18 protein-coding genes and 1 pseudogene are annotated in these 16,200 nt (G+C 75.1%); 12 read left to right on the top strand and 7 right to left on the bottom strand.

What is annotated here, in order from left to right; all coding sequences use genetic code 11:
• The first annotated feature begins 98 nt into the window (after positions 1–98).
• Both ACFCX4_RS24525 and ACFCX4_RS24520 read left to right on the top strand, forming a co-directional pair.
• Positions 99–467: a hypothetical protein gene (locus ACFCX4_RS24525; RefSeq protein ID WP_376146100.1), complete on the top strand. Its 369-nt coding sequence runs from the start codon at positions 99–101 to the stop codon at positions 465–467.
• Positions 468–919: 452 nt separating this feature from the next.
• The gene (locus ACFCX4_RS24520) at positions 920–1,606 is read left to right on the top strand and encodes a hypothetical protein (protein ID WP_376146097.1); all 687 of its coding nucleotides are present in this window, start codon (positions 920–922) and stop codon (positions 1,604–1,606) included.
• A 54-nt stretch (positions 1,607–1,660) separates the two neighbouring features.
• Here the strand turns inward: ACFCX4_RS24520 and ACFCX4_RS24515 are convergent, their stop codons facing one another.
• From ACFCX4_RS24515 to ACFCX4_RS24505, 3 genes are all read right to left on the bottom strand, one after another.
• Positions 1,661–2,554 (bottom strand): NAD(P)H-binding protein, encoded by an 894-nt coding sequence (locus ACFCX4_RS24515; RefSeq protein ID WP_376146094.1) that lies wholly within the window; start codon positions 2,552–2,554, stop codon positions 1,661–1,663.
• 171 nt (positions 2,555–2,725) lie between these two features.
• Positions 2,726–3,109: a VOC family protein gene (locus ACFCX4_RS24510; RefSeq protein ID WP_376146091.1), complete on the bottom strand. Its 384-nt coding sequence runs from the start codon at positions 3,107–3,109 to the stop codon at positions 2,726–2,728.
• Between the two features lie 119 nt (positions 3,110–3,228).
• Positions 3,229–3,960: a dienelactone hydrolase family protein gene (locus tag ACFCX4_RS24505; protein ID WP_376146088.1), complete on the bottom strand. Its 732-nt coding sequence runs from the start codon at positions 3,958–3,960 to the stop codon at positions 3,229–3,231.
• 332 nt (positions 3,961–4,292) lie between these two features.
• On the opposite strand from ACFCX4_RS24505, the gene ACFCX4_RS24500 reads away from it, so the two are divergent.
• Together ACFCX4_RS24500 and ACFCX4_RS24495 are read left to right on the top strand one after the other, a co-directional pair.
• The gene (locus ACFCX4_RS24500) at positions 4,293–6,209 is read left to right on the top strand and encodes a hypothetical protein (RefSeq protein ID WP_376146085.1); all 1,917 of its coding nucleotides are present in this window, start codon (positions 4,293–4,295) and stop codon (positions 6,207–6,209) included.
• A 152-nt stretch (positions 6,210–6,361) separates the two neighbouring features.
• Positions 6,362–6,574 carry a cold-shock protein gene (locus ACFCX4_RS24495; RefSeq protein ID WP_376146082.1) on the top strand — a complete coding sequence of 71 codons (213 nt, stop codon included), beginning with the start codon at positions 6,362–6,364 and terminating at the stop codon, positions 6,572–6,574.
• Between the two features lie 102 nt (positions 6,575–6,676).
• Here ACFCX4_RS24495 and ACFCX4_RS24490 read toward each other — a convergent pair whose 3' ends face one another.
• Both ACFCX4_RS24490 and ACFCX4_RS24485 read right to left on the bottom strand, forming a co-directional pair.
• Positions 6,677–7,237 carry a hypothetical protein gene (locus ACFCX4_RS24490; protein WP_376146080.1) on the bottom strand — a complete coding sequence of 187 codons (561 nt, stop codon included), beginning with the start codon at positions 7,235–7,237 and terminating at the stop codon, positions 6,677–6,679.
• 102 nt (positions 7,238–7,339) lie between these two features.
• Positions 7,340–8,002: an SDR family NAD(P)-dependent oxidoreductase gene (locus ACFCX4_RS24485; protein WP_376146077.1), complete on the bottom strand. Its 663-nt coding sequence runs from the start codon at positions 8,000–8,002 to the stop codon at positions 7,340–7,342.
• Positions 8,003–8,139: 137 nt separating this feature from the next.
• On the opposite strand from ACFCX4_RS24485, the pseudogene ACFCX4_RS24480 reads away from it, so the two are divergent.
• From ACFCX4_RS24480 to ACFCX4_RS24455, 6 genes and pseudogenes are all read left to right on the top strand, one after another.
• A pseudogene (locus tag ACFCX4_RS24480) lies at positions 8,140–8,589 on the top strand (MarR family winged helix-turn-helix transcriptional regulator); the annotation flags it as partial.
• A 143-nt stretch (positions 8,590–8,732) separates the two neighbouring features.
• The gene (locus tag ACFCX4_RS24475) at positions 8,733–9,185 is read left to right on the top strand and encodes a MarR family transcriptional regulator (protein WP_376146074.1); all 453 of its coding nucleotides are present in this window, start codon (positions 8,733–8,735) and stop codon (positions 9,183–9,185) included.
• 121 nt (positions 9,186–9,306) lie between these two features.
• Complete coding sequence (locus tag ACFCX4_RS24470) at positions 9,307–9,984, top strand: ArsR/SmtB family transcription factor (protein WP_376146071.1); 678 nt, start codon at positions 9,307–9,309, stop codon at positions 9,982–9,984.
• Positions 9,981–10,724 (top strand): SRPBCC domain-containing protein, encoded by a 744-nt coding sequence (locus tag ACFCX4_RS24465; protein WP_376146067.1) that lies wholly within the window; start codon positions 9,981–9,983, stop codon positions 10,722–10,724. The genes ACFCX4_RS24470 and ACFCX4_RS24465 overlap by 4 nt, the downstream gene beginning before the upstream one ends.
• 130 nt (positions 10,725–10,854) lie before the next feature.
• A complete protein-coding gene (locus tag ACFCX4_RS24460; protein WP_376146064.1) occupies positions 10,855–11,427 on the top strand; it encodes a dihydrofolate reductase family protein in 573 nt (190 codons plus the stop codon).
• A gap of 226 nt (positions 11,428–11,653) precedes the next feature.
• Positions 11,654–11,956 (top strand): DUF1905 domain-containing protein, encoded by a 303-nt coding sequence (locus ACFCX4_RS24455; RefSeq protein WP_376146061.1) that lies wholly within the window; start codon positions 11,654–11,656, stop codon positions 11,954–11,956.
• Between the two features lie 97 nt (positions 11,957–12,053).
• Here the strand turns inward: ACFCX4_RS24455 and ACFCX4_RS24450 are convergent, their stop codons facing one another.
• Positions 12,054–12,809 carry a hypothetical protein gene (locus ACFCX4_RS24450; protein WP_376146059.1) on the bottom strand — a complete coding sequence of 252 codons (756 nt, stop codon included), beginning with the start codon at positions 12,807–12,809 and terminating at the stop codon, positions 12,054–12,056.
• A gap of 311 nt (positions 12,810–13,120) precedes the next feature.
• Entirely contained in the window at positions 13,121–13,744 is a 624-nt protein-coding gene (locus ACFCX4_RS24445; protein ID WP_376146056.1) for a GNAT family N-acetyltransferase, read from the bottom strand.
• A gap of 95 nt (positions 13,745–13,839) precedes the next feature.
• Between ACFCX4_RS24445 and ACFCX4_RS24440 the strand changes: the two genes are divergently transcribed.
• Both ACFCX4_RS24440 and ACFCX4_RS24435 read left to right on the top strand, forming a co-directional pair.
• The gene (locus ACFCX4_RS24440) at positions 13,840–15,174 is read left to right on the top strand and encodes a DUF418 domain-containing protein (RefSeq protein ID WP_376146053.1); all 1,335 of its coding nucleotides are present in this window, start codon (positions 13,840–13,842) and stop codon (positions 15,172–15,174) included.
• 176 nt (positions 15,175–15,350) lie between these two features.
• Positions 15,351–16,145, top strand: a complete 795-nt coding sequence (locus tag ACFCX4_RS24435) for a metal-dependent hydrolase (RefSeq protein ID WP_376146050.1) — start codon at positions 15,351–15,353, stop codon at positions 16,143–16,145.
• Positions 16,146–16,200 lie beyond the last annotated feature (55 nt).

Genomic DNA, 16,200 nt, shown 5'->3' with positions numbered 1-16,200 from the left:
GCCCGCCCCCGGGCCGTCCGGTCCGTCGCCGTGGGCGGGGAGGGGGCGGCACGTCCGCCCTGCCCCCCGTGGGAGCGGCTGCCTCCTAGGATGCGGGTATGTGCTTCCGCCGCATCAGTTCGAGCAGGCACTACGTCTGCCTGCCCTGCCGGGCCTCCTGCAAGAAGAGGTCGGCGCCGCGCACGGTCCACCGCTGCCCGCGGTGCCGGGGCGAACTGGTCGACGCCGGCCACGACCTCGCCGTCCCGGCCCGCCGCGACACCGCGGGCTGGCGCGCGCTCACCGCGGTCCTGAACGCGGGAGTCGGCTTCCACTCGTCCTGCTGCGACGGCCCCGGTTGGCGGCCCCGCACCCCCGGTGAGGTCAGGGCCCGGCTGGCGGCATCGGCCCGCACGGGCGTTCCGGTGGCCAGGGCCCTCACCACCCTTGACCTCGACGAACTGACGGCCGGGCGCCCCGGGCGCTGAGGGGCCGCGCCGTCGCCGCTCCGCCCGCCGGGGCGGGCAGCCGCGCCGTCGCCGCTCCGCCCGCCGGGGCGGGCAGCCGCGCCGTCCTGGAACCGCTCGGCCGCCCGCGCTCCTGTGACCGGCCCGCTGCCGCGGGCGGGACGCTCCCGTGCGAGGTCCCCGTCCCCGGTTCCGGCCCCTGCACGGCCGGCCGGACCGGCGGTGACGTCATCGCCGAGGCTCACGGGAACCGCCGGGGCGGCGCTGCGCCGAACCGCAGGGCTGCCACCGGGTCCCCGAGCGGGAGCGCCTGACAATTCGTCAGCGTATCCACGGCAAAGGGTGGATGGCGGACCGGCCGTCCCGCGGGGCGGAGCCCCCGCCTCCCCTTGACGGTGGCGGGCCGCATCCTCCATGGTGTGGACCACTCCCTCGCACTGCTGCCCATCGGCACCCCCACACCCGGAGACGGCATGCGTGCACCAGTCCCAGCCCCAGCCCCTTCCACCCGCCGGCGCCGCCGCGCCCGGACCGGCGGTCCGCTCGCCGCCGTCCTCGGCGCGCTCGTCCTCGCCGGGGCGGCCGCGTTCGGCGCGACCGGCTCCGCCACCGCCCAGCCCGCACCCGTCGAGCTGATCAGGAACGGCGACTTCACCGGCCCGCTCGCCCGGGGCTGGTCCTGCGAGGGCGAGTTCGTCGAGCTGGAGCGCGGCGTGGAGGGCCGACCCAGCGCGGACAGCTACGCCAGTTGCACCCAGACGGTCACGGTGGTGCCCGGCACGTACTACCCCTTCTACGCGTACGTCTCCGGTGCCTACACCTTCGTCACCATCTCCGACACCGGGCTGGGCAAGGGCGTCGAGACGCTGTGGGCCAACGGCCCGGAGGAGAAGGCACTCGCCACGACCATCCGCGTCGGCGACGTGCGCGAGGTGCGGATCACCTTCCACGGCTGGTACGGACAGGCTCCCTACCGGGTCAGCCGGGTCTCGATGATCGGGCCGATGTACCCCTCCGGGTGCGAGAGCCCGACGCCCGGTCCCACCTCCACCCCGGGCAGCCCCGCCCCGACGTCGACCAAGCCCTGCCTGCCCCGGCCGACCACGCCCCCGACCGGCCCGGGCCTGCCCACCCCGCCCCCCGCCACCACCGGGGCCTGAGCCGCCTCGCCGGACACGGCAACCGCCCCGCCGGTCGGCGCCCCGTGCCCGGCCTCAGCCGAGCACGGCGGGCCGGAGGGTCCGCGCGCACCACTCCTCGAAGCCGGTGGGCGAGGCGGTCTCCGCGGTCCGGGCGACACCGGCGTCGAGGCCCTCCTCCTTGGCCCGCTTCATGTCCACCAGGCCCCGGACGAAGGCCTCGTCGAGGCCGTGCCCGACGAGCGCCCCGTACAGCTCGCCGAGCCGCTGCCGCCGGTAGCGGACGTGTCGGCCGAGCTGTGCGGTCATGACGCGGGCCAGGTCGTCGGGGGAGAGGTCCCGGGGGCCGAGGACGGGGACGCTGCCGGTGCCGGTCCACGAGCGGTCCAGCAGCAGGCCGGCCGCGGCGGCCGCGATGTCGGCGGCGGCGACCATCGGGGCCTTCCGGCCGGGGTCCGCGGTGTCGGTGAAGACGCCCCGCTCGCGGATCGAGGCGGCCTCCTCCAGCAGGTTCTCGAAGAAGGACGGGCAGGCCAGGGCCCGATAAGCGACGCCCGTACCGGCGATCAGGTCGTCCATGGCGAGCGAGGCGGTGACGAGACCGGCCCGGCCGGCGAGCGGGGTGCCGCGGCCGAGCGCCGAGACGCCGACGACACGGCCGACCCGGTGGGCGGCGAGCGCCTCGGCGGCGGGGCGGGTGAAGCCGCTGAAGGCCTCCTCCGGGGGCCGGGAGGCATCCGGGGGGACGAGCCAGAAGACGGCGTCCGCACCGTCGAACGCCCGGTCGAGGACGGCGGCCTCCCCGTGGGAGCCGGTGACCACCTCGACGCGTCCGCGGGCGGCCGCCGGCAGCCGGGCGGGATCGCGCATCACCACCCGCAGCCGCTCACCCGCGGCGGGTGCGGACCCAAGGAGCCGGGCGAGCAGGTGACGGCCGATGTTCCCGGTGGGGGCGGTGATGACGATCATGGGTTCCTCGCAGGTCGTGCCGGTGTCGGTACGCCCCATCCTGCGGACGGCCCCGGCAGCACCACAATGACAACCTCGGTACGGAGTCATTGCCCGGAACGGAATCGAACGGAGCGCCGCCCGCGGGCCCCTCCGGCCCCGCCGGTCCGCCCCGCCCGACGGCGCCGGCCGTCAGCCCGCGGCGGCGGCCCGGTCGGCGTCGCCGCGCAGGACGCAGAACTCGTTGCCCTCGGGGTCGGCCAGGACCGCCCAGCCGGAGCCGTCGGGTTCGCGGCGGTCGGCGACCAGGGTGGCGCCGAGGTCCAGCAGCCGTTCGACCTCCTCGTCCCGGGAGGTCTCCGGGCGCAGGCAGAGGTGGAGCCGGTTCTTCACCGCCTTGGCCTCGGGGACCTGGTTGAAGTACAGCACCGGGCCCTCCGCGAGCATCACCCGCACCTCCGGATCGCCCGGCCTGTCGTCCGGGTGCGGCGGGCGGCCGGTGACCGCGCTCCAGAAGCGGGCCAGCCCGTAGGCGTCCGCGCAGTCGACCGCCACGTTCTGCAGTACCGAGACCATGGAGCAGAGCCTCCCCGACATCCGCTCCGGCCGCCACCGGGTCGCGCACCTCCGGTCCCGCAGGTCCCCGGCGGCGGGCCACCGCCCCGGCGCGCCCCCGTCCCCGCCCGCGCCGCGGCTCAGTCCGTGGCGGTGACCGGCACGCACTCGTCGAGCAGCGCGACGACATCGCGCCAGGCGCGTTCCGCGTGCAGCGGATGGTGGCCGACGCCGGGGACCACCTCCTGCTCGACCGGCGGGTGGTGGAAGGCGTGCAGCGCCCCGCCGTAGACCACGAGGCGCCAGTCGACTCCGGCGGCCTGCATCTCGGCGGCGAAGGCGTCCCGCTGCTCGGGCGGCATGATCGGGTCCTCGGAGCCGACGCCGGCCCACACGGGACAGCGGATCCGCGCGGCCTCGCCGGGGCGGCCCGTGAGGAGCCCGTTGACCGTCCCGATCGCCCGCAGGTCGACGCCGTCGCGGCCGAGTTCCAGCGCGATCGCGCCTCCGGTGCCGTACCCGACCGCGGCGAGCCGGCCGGGGTCGGTCCGCGGTTCGGCGCGCAGCACGTCGAGCGCCGCGTGCCCGATCTCCCGCATCCGGTCGGGGTCGGCGAGCAACGGGGTCGTGCGCGCCAGCATTTCCTGCGGATCGGTGAACCAGCGCCCGCCGTGGATGTCGAACGCCAGCGCCACGTAACCGAGTTCGGCGAGGGCGTCGGCGCGGCGGCGCTGGACGTCGTTCAGCCCCGGTCCCTCGGGGCCGAGCAGGACGCCGGGCCGCCGGCCGGTGCCGGCGGGCAGCGCGAGGTGTCCGATCATGGTGAGGCCGTCGGCCGGGTAGGCGACCGTGCGTGTGGTTACCGTCGTCATGGGCCCGACGGTAGCCGCCGCCGGACCCGTCCGTGACCGGGCTTCACTGTGGGCGCAACCGTGCTCCCCCCGGCCGTGGTTCCGGCCACAGGGCGCCCGGTTCGGGCCAGCTCGCCGGATTCGCGGTTCGTGGGCGGTTGGGCGGCGCGTACCGTCGACGGAACGGTCGACACCATCTCCCGCGCGGTCCTCTCGCGCGGTCCCTCCGCGGGGTCCTCCCGCGCCGTTTCCGCATGCCGTTCCCCCGCGCCCGCCCGTACCGGTCCCCCACCGCGGGCCGTCCGCCCGCATCGTGTGCATCGTGTCCAACGCCGAGGTAGGGAGTTCTTGCCGTGCCCGCTCTGCTGCACTACGAGATCGTCACGGATCCGACGTCGATCCAGGCCTCGTCCGACGGAGCACCCTCCGTCGGGACGGTGTACGTGATCGCCTCCAACACGCACCAGGCCGTGGTGGAGTGGGAGTACATCGACCTGGAGATCCCGGTCGGTACCGGCCCCGAGCACCTGACGAACGACCCCGCGGCGATCACCGCGAGCCTCTCCAAGACCGACAGCAGGCCCTGGCGCGACGTGCCGACCCTCGCCTGGAACGCCGGCCTCGGCCTCTTCCGCGCCGAGTCGTCCTCGGGCTTCGCGGTGAACCTGCGCGCCCGCGAGGCCGTGATCCTGAAGCTGGAGAACGTCCCGGTCTCCCGGGGCGAGGGCCTGGTCGCGCTGCGGATCCACGAGCGGGCGGGCGGCGGTGACTCCAGGAGGGCCACGCTGGGGACGCACTACACCACGGTCCTCGGCCTGGTGAAGCAGCGGCCCAGGGTCCCCGCCAACTTCCGGGCGGACCTCGCCCTGCTGGACACGGACGCCGGCGATGCGCTGGTGCTGCGCTGGGACGGCCCCGACAACCTCGACTACTGGATCCGCGACCCCGAGGGGAACGACGTGCACCACGTCGCGGCCTCCGGCGGACCGGCGGTCGCGCAGGCCTCCCACTCCTGGTCGACCGCGGCGCCGAAGCGCGGCACGACGTACACGCTCGTCGCGGGGACGCCCGGCATCGGGCAGCCGGAGGCGGGCTACTTCCTCACCACCACCGTCCACGCCCTGGTCCCGGAGTTCGGGAGCGGGACGCGCAGCCCCTGGATCGAGGGGACGACGACCCCGGGCCGGGTCACCTTCACCACGGCCGGCGCCGAGGTCCAGGAACAGGGCGGCGCTCCGGGCACCCTCACGGCGGACACCGCCGACGTCAACACCGTCAGGACGCTGCTGGCGCGCGGCCGCAACGACGCGGACGGCTGGATCGAGTTCGCGGACGGCGGGGTCAACGTCTTCCACGGCACCGGCCGGGACCCGGGTGCCCTCACGGCCGGCGCCGCCGACCTCACCAGCGTGCGGACCGGCCTGGTGCGGGGCCGGAACGACGCGGACGGCTGGATCGAGTTCGCGGACGGCGGCGTGAACGTCTTCCACGGCACCGGGCGCGACTGGGGCGTCGTCCGGGCCGACAAGGCCGACGTGAACGGCATCCACACCAAGTGGGTGCAGGGCGCCGACGGCAGCGCCGGGTGGATCGAGTTCCCGGCCAACGGCATCAACGTGTTCCAGGGCGCCGGCAGCCGGCAGTGGGGCACCGTCGCGGCCGACCGGGCGGACCTGAACGACCTGGTCACCGCCCGTGCCCAGGTGAAGGAACGCCTCACCGTCCAGGGCGGGTTGACGGTCGGCGACGTCCTGGAGACGCAGGACGGCCCGGCCCGGCTGATCGTGCACGGCCTTCTGGAGGTCGAGGAGGAGCTGCGCGCCGACCGGAAGGTCGTGGTGGGCGGCGACCTCTCGGCCAACGGCGACCTCACCGTGCACGGCGACGTGCGGCCGCTGCGCAACCTGGAGGTCGGCGGCGCGGTCACCGCGAGCGACCTGACGGTCAGGAACAAGCTGACGACCCAGGACGGGCAGTTCACGCTCGCCGTCCACGGGGAGTCGGTGTTCCACGGGAAGGTGAACGCCAACCAGCACCTCTCGGTGCGCAACGAGAGCTCCGGGTGGGTGCTGCACACCAGCGACGAGCTGGTGTCGATCCGGACCGGGCTGCGGGTCGCCGGGGAGTCGGTGTTCCACGGGAAGGTCAACGCCAACCAGCACCTCTCGGTGCGCAGCGAGGACGTCGGCTGGATCCTGCACACCGGTGACGACAAGGTCGCGATCCAGGCGGACCTGCGGGTGCACGGGGCGTTCCGCTCGGACAGCTGACGGCTCGTGCCGTCCCGGCGGCGGACCGGCCGACGCCGGGACGGGACGGGGCCGGCGAGGCCGGTCCGGAGGGTCGCTACGCTTCGTCATGATCCTGCTGCTCTGCGTGAGAGACTGGCCGGGCCAGCGCGATCCGCACGCAAGGAGAAGACATGGCCGAGCGCCAGAACGGCACCGTGAAGTGGTTCAACGACGAGAAGGGCTATGGCTTCATCACCCCGGAGTCCGGCCCCGACCTCTTCGTGCACTTCAGGGCGATCGAGGGGAACGGCTTCAAGTCCCTGGTGGAGGGGCAGAAGGTGACGTTCGAGGCGGTCCAGGGCCAGAAGGGCATGCAGGCCGACAAGGTCCAGGTCGTGGCCTAGCGGACGCGCCGCCAGGACGGGGCCCGCGCGCGGGCCCCGTCCGCGGCCCGGGCCGGTCCGCCGCCCGGGGCCCGTCCTTCGCCCCGTGGCCCGCCGAGCGGCTCAGTCCTCCGGGGGGAAGGCGAGGTGTCCGCCGCCGCGGACCAGGAGGCGCCAGGACTCGCCGCGCTTGGAACTGGTCGGCAGGACGTCGATCCGCAGACCGTGTTCGAGTCCGATCCGCAGATCGCCCTCCGGGGCGCGTTCGACCGACAGCACCCGGGGGCCCGTCCGGCGGAGGAAGCTCCGCAGGGCGTCCGCGCCGATGTCGAACTGCATCCGCGGCGGTCCGCCGCCCTGCGGACGGTTGCCGCCGCGGGTGGGCACCAGGTCGTCGGAGCCGAGGTAGACCCGCCCGTCCTGGACGATCCGGAACGGGCAGCGGGCGTGCACGGCGTACCACCCGCCCGCCGGGGCCCCGCCGGAGCCGTCCGGCGGCCGGGGGGCCGGCGGTCCGAAGCCGACGACGGCCAGGGTGCCGGACCGGTGGACGTCCAGCCAGGTCTCGCCGACGAGCCGCCGGAGCAGACCGCCGCCCCGGGGCCCGTTCCGGTCCGCCGCCCGCTCCCCGCCCTCCTCCCCGCTCCCGTGGTTCCGGTCGTGGTCTGGTTCCTCGTCGGGCACTGGTCGCCGCTCCTCTCCGGTGGGCTCGTGGCCGCGGCCGCGGTCGGAACGAGCATGCCCGGGACGGCGGGCCCGCAACAGCCGTTCGCCGGGTGCGCGAGGTCAGCCGCCGTGCAGCGCCTCGTGCTCCCAGGACTCGCGCGGCTGGGTGTGCAGCCGCCAGTAGTGCTCGGCGATGTCGTCGGGGTCGAAGTCCGTCCCCGGTGCGACGGGCCCGGCCACGGTCACGCTCGCCGCGTGGACGCCGGCGGCGCCGTACGTCTGGTCCAGGAGCGAGACGGCCGCGCGGACGCCGGCCTTGCCGAGGGAGAGGCTGACGTGGGTCGGCCGGGTGACGGGCATGCCGCTGGTGATCAGGATCGTGCCCCGGCCGCGCTGTGCCATCCCCGGCGCGGTGTGCGCGGCGGCGGTGAGCGCACCCACCACGTTGACGGCCCAGGCGTCGAGGTGCTCGCGGGCGGACAGTTCCCCGACGGTGTCGGCGCGGACCAGCGCCGCGTTGTAGACGAGGACGTCCGGCGGGCCCAGTTCGGCCGCCAGGCCGTCGAGGGCGGCGCGCAGGGCGGTCTCGTCGGTGCTGTCCGCGGTCCGGGCCGCGGCGGCGCCGCCCGTGCCGGCGGCCGCCTGCCGGACGGCTTCGAGGGCGGCCTTCGCCGTGGCGTCGGTCCGCGCGACGACCCCGACGGACAGCCCCTCGCGTGCGAACCGGCGGGCCACCGCCTGTCCGATGCCCGGCCCCGCTCCGATGACCACTGCTCCCGGCATGGTGGTGCCTTCCCTTCCTCGTCGGACGGTACGGGCTGTTCCAACCCCCGCCCGCCCCAGGGGCATTCCCCTGTCCCAGGGATGTCACCGGCCCGAAACAGTAGTCATGGACATAGTAGCCATGTACGGTATCCGCCATGAGTTCAGCAGCGGAGCGCGCCACGGCCGGAGCCCTGGTCTGGCGCCTGTCGATGAAGTGGCGGGTCGCCGTGGACCGTGCGCTGGTGCCGTTGGGGCTGACCCACGCCCAGTACGTGGTGGTGGCCTCCCTGTACGGGCTGGCGCGCTCGGGCGAACGGCCGAGCCAGCGTCAGCTGGCCGACCAGGCAGGGCTGGAGCCGCTCTACGTCTCCAGACTGGTCCGCGCGCTGGAGGCCGCGGGCCTGCTCGCCCGGGGCCGGGACCCGCGCGACCCGAGGGCCATGCAGCTCTCGCTCACCGAGCAGGGCGCCGACGTCACCCGCCGCGCCATCGCGGTCGTCCAGGGGGTGCTCGACCGGATGCTGGAGCCGCTCGGCGGTCAGGACAGCGCCCGCACACGGCAGTTCAGGCACGAGCTGGCGGCCCTGCTCGACGTTCCCCTGGAGTCCGGGGCCTCCCCGGATCCGCACGGCGGGCCCGTCCCGTCCGTCCGGTCCGTCCCGTCCGTCCGGGCCGACCTGCCCGTCCTGTCCGACCTGCCCGTCCCGTCCGTCCCGTCCGATCCGCCCACCGGCAACGAGGAGCACGCATGACCGCCACCGCCGCACCCGCCGTCAACGGCCGCGCCATCGCCCTGGCGCACCACGCCTCCCGTGCCCTCCTGGAGGGTGCGCTCACCCGCCGGGGCCTCGCCTTCGAGCAGAGCGTGGCGCTGCGGGCGGTCGTCCTCGCCGGCGGCTCCGTCGACCGGGACGCGCTGGTCGCCGATGTCGTCGGGTCGCTGAAGGCCCCGGAGCCGGCAGTGCGGGCCGTCGTCGACGGCCTGGTGACCGCCGGGCCGCTGGAGCGGGACCCGGCCGGGCCCTCCCGGCTGCGCCTGTCCGCCGCCGGGCGCGAGCTCGCCGACCGCACCGCCGCCGACGGTGCCGCGATCGCCGCCCGTCTCTACGCGGGCATCCCCGCCGAGGACCTGGCCGTCGCCGGCCGCGTCCTGGCGCTGGTCACCGAGCGCGCCAACGCCGAGCTCGCGGCCGGCGCCTGACCCCGGCCCCCGGCGCACCCCGGACGGCACCCGCCCCGACGAGGGGACGGGTGCCGTCCGGCTTTCCACCGACAGGTATTTTTTCCTTGACAAATTTTTTTGTCGGCGAGATGCTCGAAGCGTGCTGGACGTCGCTGTGATCGAAGAACCCGCCGCGGCCGCGGCTTCGCTGGACCCCATCCGGTCCCGGATCCTCGCCGCCCTGGCCGAGCCCGGCTCGGCGGCCGTGCTGGCCGGCCGGCTGGGGCTGCCCCGGCAGAAGGTCAACTACCACCTGAAGGAGCTGGAGCGGCACGGACTGGTCGAACTCGCCGAGGAACGGCGCAAGGGAAACGTCACCGAACGGGTGTACCGCGCCACCGCCGCCTCGTACGTGATCTCGCCCGCCGCGCTGGCGGCCGTGAGCCCGGACCCGTCCCGCGAGCCCGACCGGCTCTCCGCCCGCTGGCTGCTGGCCCTGGGGGCCAGGATGGTCCAGGAGGTCGGAACCCTGCTCACCGGCGCCGCCCGGGCCGAGAGGCGGGTCGCCGCCTTCGGCATCGACGCCCGGGTGCGGTTCGCCTCCGCGGCCGACCGCACCGCCTTCGCCGACGAACTCGCCGGGGCCGTGGCCACCCTGGTCAGCCGGTACCACGACGAGTCCGCCCCGGGGGGACGCGCCCACCGGGTCGTCGTCGGCCTGCACCAGATCCCCGACGCCGCCCGCGCCACCACGACGGCCCCCGCCACCACGACCGACGCCGACCCGGTCGCCACGACCGGCCCGGGCGCCGCCGCAGGACAGGAGAGCTCCCGATGACCCACCCGTTCGAGATCGAACTGGAGACGGTGCTGCCCGCGAGCCCGGACGAGGTCTGGGCGGCGATCGCCACCGGACCGGGGCTCGACTCCTGGTTCATGGGCCGCAACGAGCTGGACCCGCGCGAGGGCGGCACCGCCGCCATGGAGATCGGCGGCCACCGGGAGGAGGCGGTGATCACCGCCCACGAACCCGGCAAGCGCCTGGCCACCCGCACCGCCACCGCCGAGGACGGCCGCTTCATGGCCTTCGAGTACCTGATCGAGGGCCGGGACGGCGGCGCCACGGTGCTCCGCGTGGTCCACAGCGGACTTCTCGGCGACGACTGGGAGGACGAGTACGACGCGCTGCGCCGCGGCTGGCCCTTCCACCTCCACACGCTCCACGAGTACCTCGCCCACTTCCCGGGCCGCACCGCCGTCCCCGTGTTCGCGGTCGCCCCGGTGCCCGGCCGGACGGCCGCGGACCTGCGGGAGACCCTGGCGCGCGCCCTCGCGCTGCCGCTCCCGCCGGCCGTCGGCGCACGGCTGCGCGCCGAACCGGAAGGCCTGCCGCCACTGGACGGCGAGGTGGTCTGGGCGGACGAGGAACGCTTCGGCGTCCGCACCGGTGACGCCCTCTGCACCTTCCACCACGGCGGCGGGGTGGTTCTGCTGTTCCACCACCTCTTCGCTCCCGGAGCGGAGGGGGCAGGGGCAGGAGCCGCCTGGCAGCGGTGGCTGTCCGGCCTGCTCGCCTGACCCGCCGGGAGCCGCACGCCGAACCACCCCGAACCGCGCCGAACCACCCCCGACCACCCGGCACTTCCGTACTTCCCCGTACTTCCCCGCCAGTGAACCGATGCACCGCACGAGACACCAGAGGACCGTCATGCGCACCCTGATCACCTCCGCGTTCATCTCCCTCGACGGCGTCGTCGAGGCCCCGGGCGGCGAGCCCGGCTACCGCAACTCGGGCTGGACGTTCAAGGACGTCGAGTTCGTCCCCGAGGCCTTCGAGATCAAGGGGCGGGAGCAGGAGGAGGCCACCGCGATGCTGCTGGGCCGCGCCAGCTACGAGGCGTTCAGCGCCGTGTGGCCGGACATGGCCGACTTCGCGCGCTACAAGGACCTGCCGAAGTACGTCGTCTCCACCACCCTCACCGACGGCGACCTGGTCTCCGACTGGGGCGGGACCACCATCCTGCGCTCGCTCGACGAGGTCGCCGCCCTGAAGCGGACCGAGGGCGGCCCGATCATCGTCCACGGCAGCGCCTCCCTGAACCGGGCCCTCTCCGACGCCGGCCTGATCGACCGCTACCACCTCCTCGTCTACCCGCTGCTCCTCGGGGCCGGCAAGCGCCTGTTCAGCGACACGGACAAGGACGCCCAGAAGCTGAAGCTGGTCGAGCACGCCGTCTACTCCAACGGCCTCCAGAAGCAGGTCCTCGACGTCGTCCGCTGACCCGCCGCGTTCCCGCGCCGTCCGTGCACCACCACCCCGTCCGGCCCCGCCGGGCGGGGTGGCGTCATGCGGGGGTGACCGGCCATCAGTTCACCCCGTGGCTCCCGCTGCGCGACGGCGCGAGGTGGCCCGAGGGAGCCGTGCGGCTGCACTCGCTCGCGATGTGACGGAGGCTCGGCCGACGTCGAGGGACCCGGTTGTCGGTGCCGCGTGCGATGCTGGAGCTGTGGTGTTCGAATTTGTGGCCGAGCTCTGGATCTGGGACGCCCGGCGCGCCGACAGCTGGACCTTCGTCAGTCTTCCCGTGGACGCCTCCGAGGAGATCCGCGACGTGGCCGCCGGCCCGCGCCGCGGTTTCGGCTCGCTGCGCGTGCGTGCCACCCTCGGCGCCAGCACCTGGCAGACGTCCGTCTTCCCGGACAACAGCCGCGGCTGCTACGTCCTCCCCGTCAAGCGGGCCGTCCGCGAGGCCGAGGGCCTCCGGCCGGGGGAGAGCGCCACCGTGACCGTCGAGCTCATCGACCTCTGACCGCGCTTCCGCCCCTTGCCCGTTCCTGCCGTTCTTTCCGTTCTTTCCGTTCCTGCCGGGACTCCCGCCTGAGGATCCGGCACGCCCGGTGGAGGCCTCAGCCGATCCGCCGGGCGCCGACGGTCCAGGCGACCGCGAACCCCGTCCACAGGACGGCGAAGGCCCAGGCCACGGGGTGTCCGCCGAACAGCGCCAGGCCGCCGGTCCATCCGACCCCGACGGCCACGAACAGCAGGCCGAAGCCGTGGAGGGCGAGGAGCCCCGAGAGCCGCCCGCTGACCGCTCCCCACCCGCCCGCCGCCAGCACAAGACAGCCCACCGCGAGCCACACCGCGGCCCCGCCCTCCGAGGAGGGCGGGTAGGTGTGGGTGCGGTCGCCCACCTCCGCCGTCACGACCTCGTCGCGCCAGAGCCGGACGGCGGCCGGATCCCCGGCCCGGGCCTCGTCGTAGGTCTCCCACGACACGTCCAGCCACTCGGCCCTGCCGGGCCACCCGACCTTCAGCGAGTAGTACGTGGTGCAGGTGGTCCCGCTCCCGCCGCCGGTCACCGTGCCGGCCGTGGTGGTGCCGCCGCCCGTGCTGTCGGAGGTGCAGCGCTCCCCGGTCCGGCGGTCGAGCACCGCGGCCGCCTCGCGGCGCACGCACTCCTCGCCGCCTCCGGCCGTGTGCCCGTCGGTGTTCCCGTCAGCACAGGCCGGTGCGGCGCGGTAGGTCATCGTCGCCCCGTACGCCTCGACGACCCGCTGACCGCAGAGGACGGCCCCCGCCGCGGCCGCCAGGACGATCAGGCCCCGCAGCCAGAGCGGCAGTTGTCCGTAGTACCAGTTCCGTCGGTTCCCCCTCGTTCCCACCTCCCGGTGATTCCCGCCGGGCCGGGCCCTCAGACGGTTCCCCGCTCGTGCAGGGGGGCGCCAAGGAGGATCCGGGGCGCCGGAACGACCCCACGCACGCCCTGGCGGCGGCCGCCGGTCGGGCACGGCCGCCGCCGCACCCCGGTCGGCCGGCCGGCCGCGGGGGCCGGGAGTGCCGGAGCGGCGGCGAGGTCGCCGTGGTGCGGCTGCCGGTGGGGCGGGGTGGCCGTGGAGCGGCCCCGGCCCGGAGCGCCCGATCGGGCGGCCGGAGGTGAAGCCGGCCGCGCCCCCGAACCCCCGGTGCGGCGGGCTCAGGCGCCGGCGAGGACCGGGCGGTACATGGTGGTGACCGCGCCGAAGCCCAGGAGGGTGCGCAGGTACGGCGTCCGCTCGGTGCGGGCGGCCGTGAAGCCGTGGCGCTCGTAGAGGGCGCGGGCGCGCGGGTTGACGTCGATGACGTCGAGCCGGATCCGGTGGCAGCCGTGCTCGGCGGCGACCGCCGCGATCCCGGTGAGCAGCCGGCCGCCGGTGCCCAGGCCGCGGTGCCGGGAGTCGACCGCGATGCCGTCCATGACGAGCTCCCCCGGCTCGGGGGTGCGCTCGAAGAGCGCGAGCACGGCGAGCCGGGGGAGGCTGCGGAAGACCCCGTAGGCGGCGAGGACGTCGCCGATGTCGCCGCCGGTCAGGCCCCTCCCGCCGAGCCGGTAGCCGGCCACGCCGATCACCTCCCCGTCGAGTTCGGCGACGATGCCGCGGTCGTGGTCGAGGTGCCGGGCGATGAAGGCGCGGCCCGCCCCGGGCGGGTCGAGCGCCGGTCCGAGCTTGCGGCCGAAGGCCTCCCAGTAGAGCGCGGCGACCTGCTGCTCGGCTCCTGCGGGTACGGCGCGCAGCAGCGTCGGAGCGCCGTTCGCGGCGTCCTGGTCCTCGATCCCCATGGCGGGTCCTCCCTCGGTCGGCTTGCGCTATCGAGCATATAACGTTCATGCTCAACACGAACGTTTTTAGAGCGATAGTTTCTGGAGGGGATTCCATGGGTTCCACGGGGCAGCACCGGAGCGGACCGGCCACCGCCGGTCCGGGGCGGCGGCTCGCGGACGTCGACGCGCTGCGCGGATTCGCGCTGTTCGGCATCCTGACCGTCAACATCACCTACCTCGCCTCCGCCTACCACGGCACCGGCGTCGACGAGCCGGGCTTCGGCTCGCCGCTCGACACCGCGGTGCGGGCCGTGGTGGCGCTGTTCTTCGAGGCCAAGTTCTTCCTGCTGTTCTCGTTCCTCTTCGGCTACAGCTTCACCCTGCAGCTCGACTCCGCCGAACGGCGCGGAGCCCGCTTCGCCCCGCGCTTCCTGCGCCGGCTGGCCGGACTCCTCCTGCTCGGCACGGCCCACGCCGTGCTGCTCTTCCCCGGCGACATCCTCACCACCTACGCCGTGCTCGGCCTGGTCCTGCTCGCGCTGCACCGGATCCGGCCGCGCACGGCGGTGCGCACCGCCGTCGTGCTGTTCGTGACCACCTCCGCCGCCTATCTGCTGCTCGCCGTGGCCCTGCGCGGCGCCGACGGCGGCGACCCGGCCGCCGCGGCGGCCGACGCCCAGCGGGCCACCGAGGCCCTGCGGGGCGGGTTCGGGCAGGTGGTCGGGGCGCACCTGGAGCAGCTGCCGGGCGTGGTGTTCCTGCTGGTGTTCTTCCAGGCGCCGGCGGCCCTCGCGGCCTTCCTGCTCGGGCTGGCGGCCGGCCGGCACCGGGCGCTGGCGGACCTCGACCGGCACGGGCGGACCCTGCGCCGGCTCCAGGCCTGGGGCTTCCCGCTCGGGCTGCTCGGCGCGGGCGTCTACACCTGGTCGGCGCTCGCGCATCCCGGTGCAGGCGCCCAGGTGTTCGCGCTCGGGGTGGACGTGATCACGGCACCGCTGCTGGCCGCCGCGTACGCGGCCACCGTGCTGCGCCTCACCCGCGGCCGGTACGGGCGCCGGCTGGTCGCGGTGCTGGCGCCGCCCGGGCGGATGACGCTCACCAACTACCTGACCCAGTCGCTGGTCTGCGTGCTCGTCTTCACCGGGGTGGGCGCCGGGCTGGTCGGCCGGATCGCGCCGCCCGGGGTGGCGCTGATCGCCGTCGGGCTGTTCGCGGTGCAGGCGGTGTTCTGCCGGCGCTGGCTGCGGCGCCACCCGTACGGGCCGGTGGAGTGGCTGCTGCGCGCGCTGACCACGCTGTCCTGGCCGCGCGGAAGCGGTGCGCCGGGGGACGGTGTCCCGGTGCCGGCCGGGAGCGGGGCGGACGCCGCCCCGGTGCCGGCCGGGAGCGCGGTGCCGTTCGGGGGCGCCCACGACACGCCCGGGCCACGGGATCACTCCCACGGGTGATGGGGCGTCACGGCCCCGGTCCGAAGGCTTCCTCCTGCCAGTGGATTCCCTGCCGCCATTCGGGTGAATCCGGAGGTTCCAGCGTTTTCGATCATGGGCGACTATGCTGCCGCCCCGTCAGGCCCTCGCGAAGCCCTCGCGACGGGCGGTCCAGGACGAGGGCGGGAGCCGAGAAGATGATGGGACCGGCGCATTCACTGTCGGGCGCGGCGGCATGGCTGGGCGTGGGAGCGATCGCGGAGGCCATGGGCGAACCGATGCCCTGGCCGGTGCTGCTCGTGGGGGCGCTGATCTGCGCGGGCGCCGCCCTGGCGCCGGACCTCGACCACAAGGCGGCGACCATATCCCGGGCGTTCGGCCCGGTCTCGCGGATCCTCTGCGGGGTGATCGACAAGCTCTCGTACGCCGTCTACAAGGCGACCCGCAGCAGGCACGACCCGCGCCGGACCGGTGGCCACCGCACGCTGACCCACACCTGGGTCTGGGCGGTGCTGTGCGGCGCGGGAGCGTCGGCGATCACCGTGTACGGCGGACGGTGGGGCGTGCTCGCGGTGCTCTTCGTGCACATGGTGCTGGCGATCGAGGGGCTGCTCTGGCGCCAGGCCCGGGTCTCCAGCGACGTGCTGGTCTGGCTGCTCGGGGCGGCCGGCACCTGGGTGCTGACCGGCGTGCTGGACCAGCCGGGCAACGGCTCGCTCTGGCTGTTCGACCAGCCGGGGCAGGAGTACCTCTGGATCGGCCTGCCGATCACCCTCGGCGCCCTGGTGCACTGCCTGGGGGACGCGCTGACCGTCTCGGGCTGTCCGGTGCTGTGGCCGATCCCGATCGGGCGCAAGCGCTGGTACCCGCTGGGCCCGCCGAAGGGCATGCGGTTCCGGGCGGGCAGCTGGGTGGAGCTGAAGGTGCTGATGCCGGTCTTCATGGGTGCCGGCGGGCTGTGTGCGGTGGGGGCGCTCGGATACTTCGGCTGAGCCGCCGCACGGCGGATGCGGGACGGGCCCCGGCCCGGGAGGAACCCCTCCCGGG

It is taken from the genome of Kitasatospora sp. NPDC056327 (assembly GCF_042261735.1).
Classification (GTDB): Bacteria; Actinomycetota; Actinomycetes; order Streptomycetales; family Streptomycetaceae; genus Kitasatospora.
Note: the sequence above shows the minus strand (reverse complement) of the source record. Positions and strands in the feature narration are given on the sequence as shown.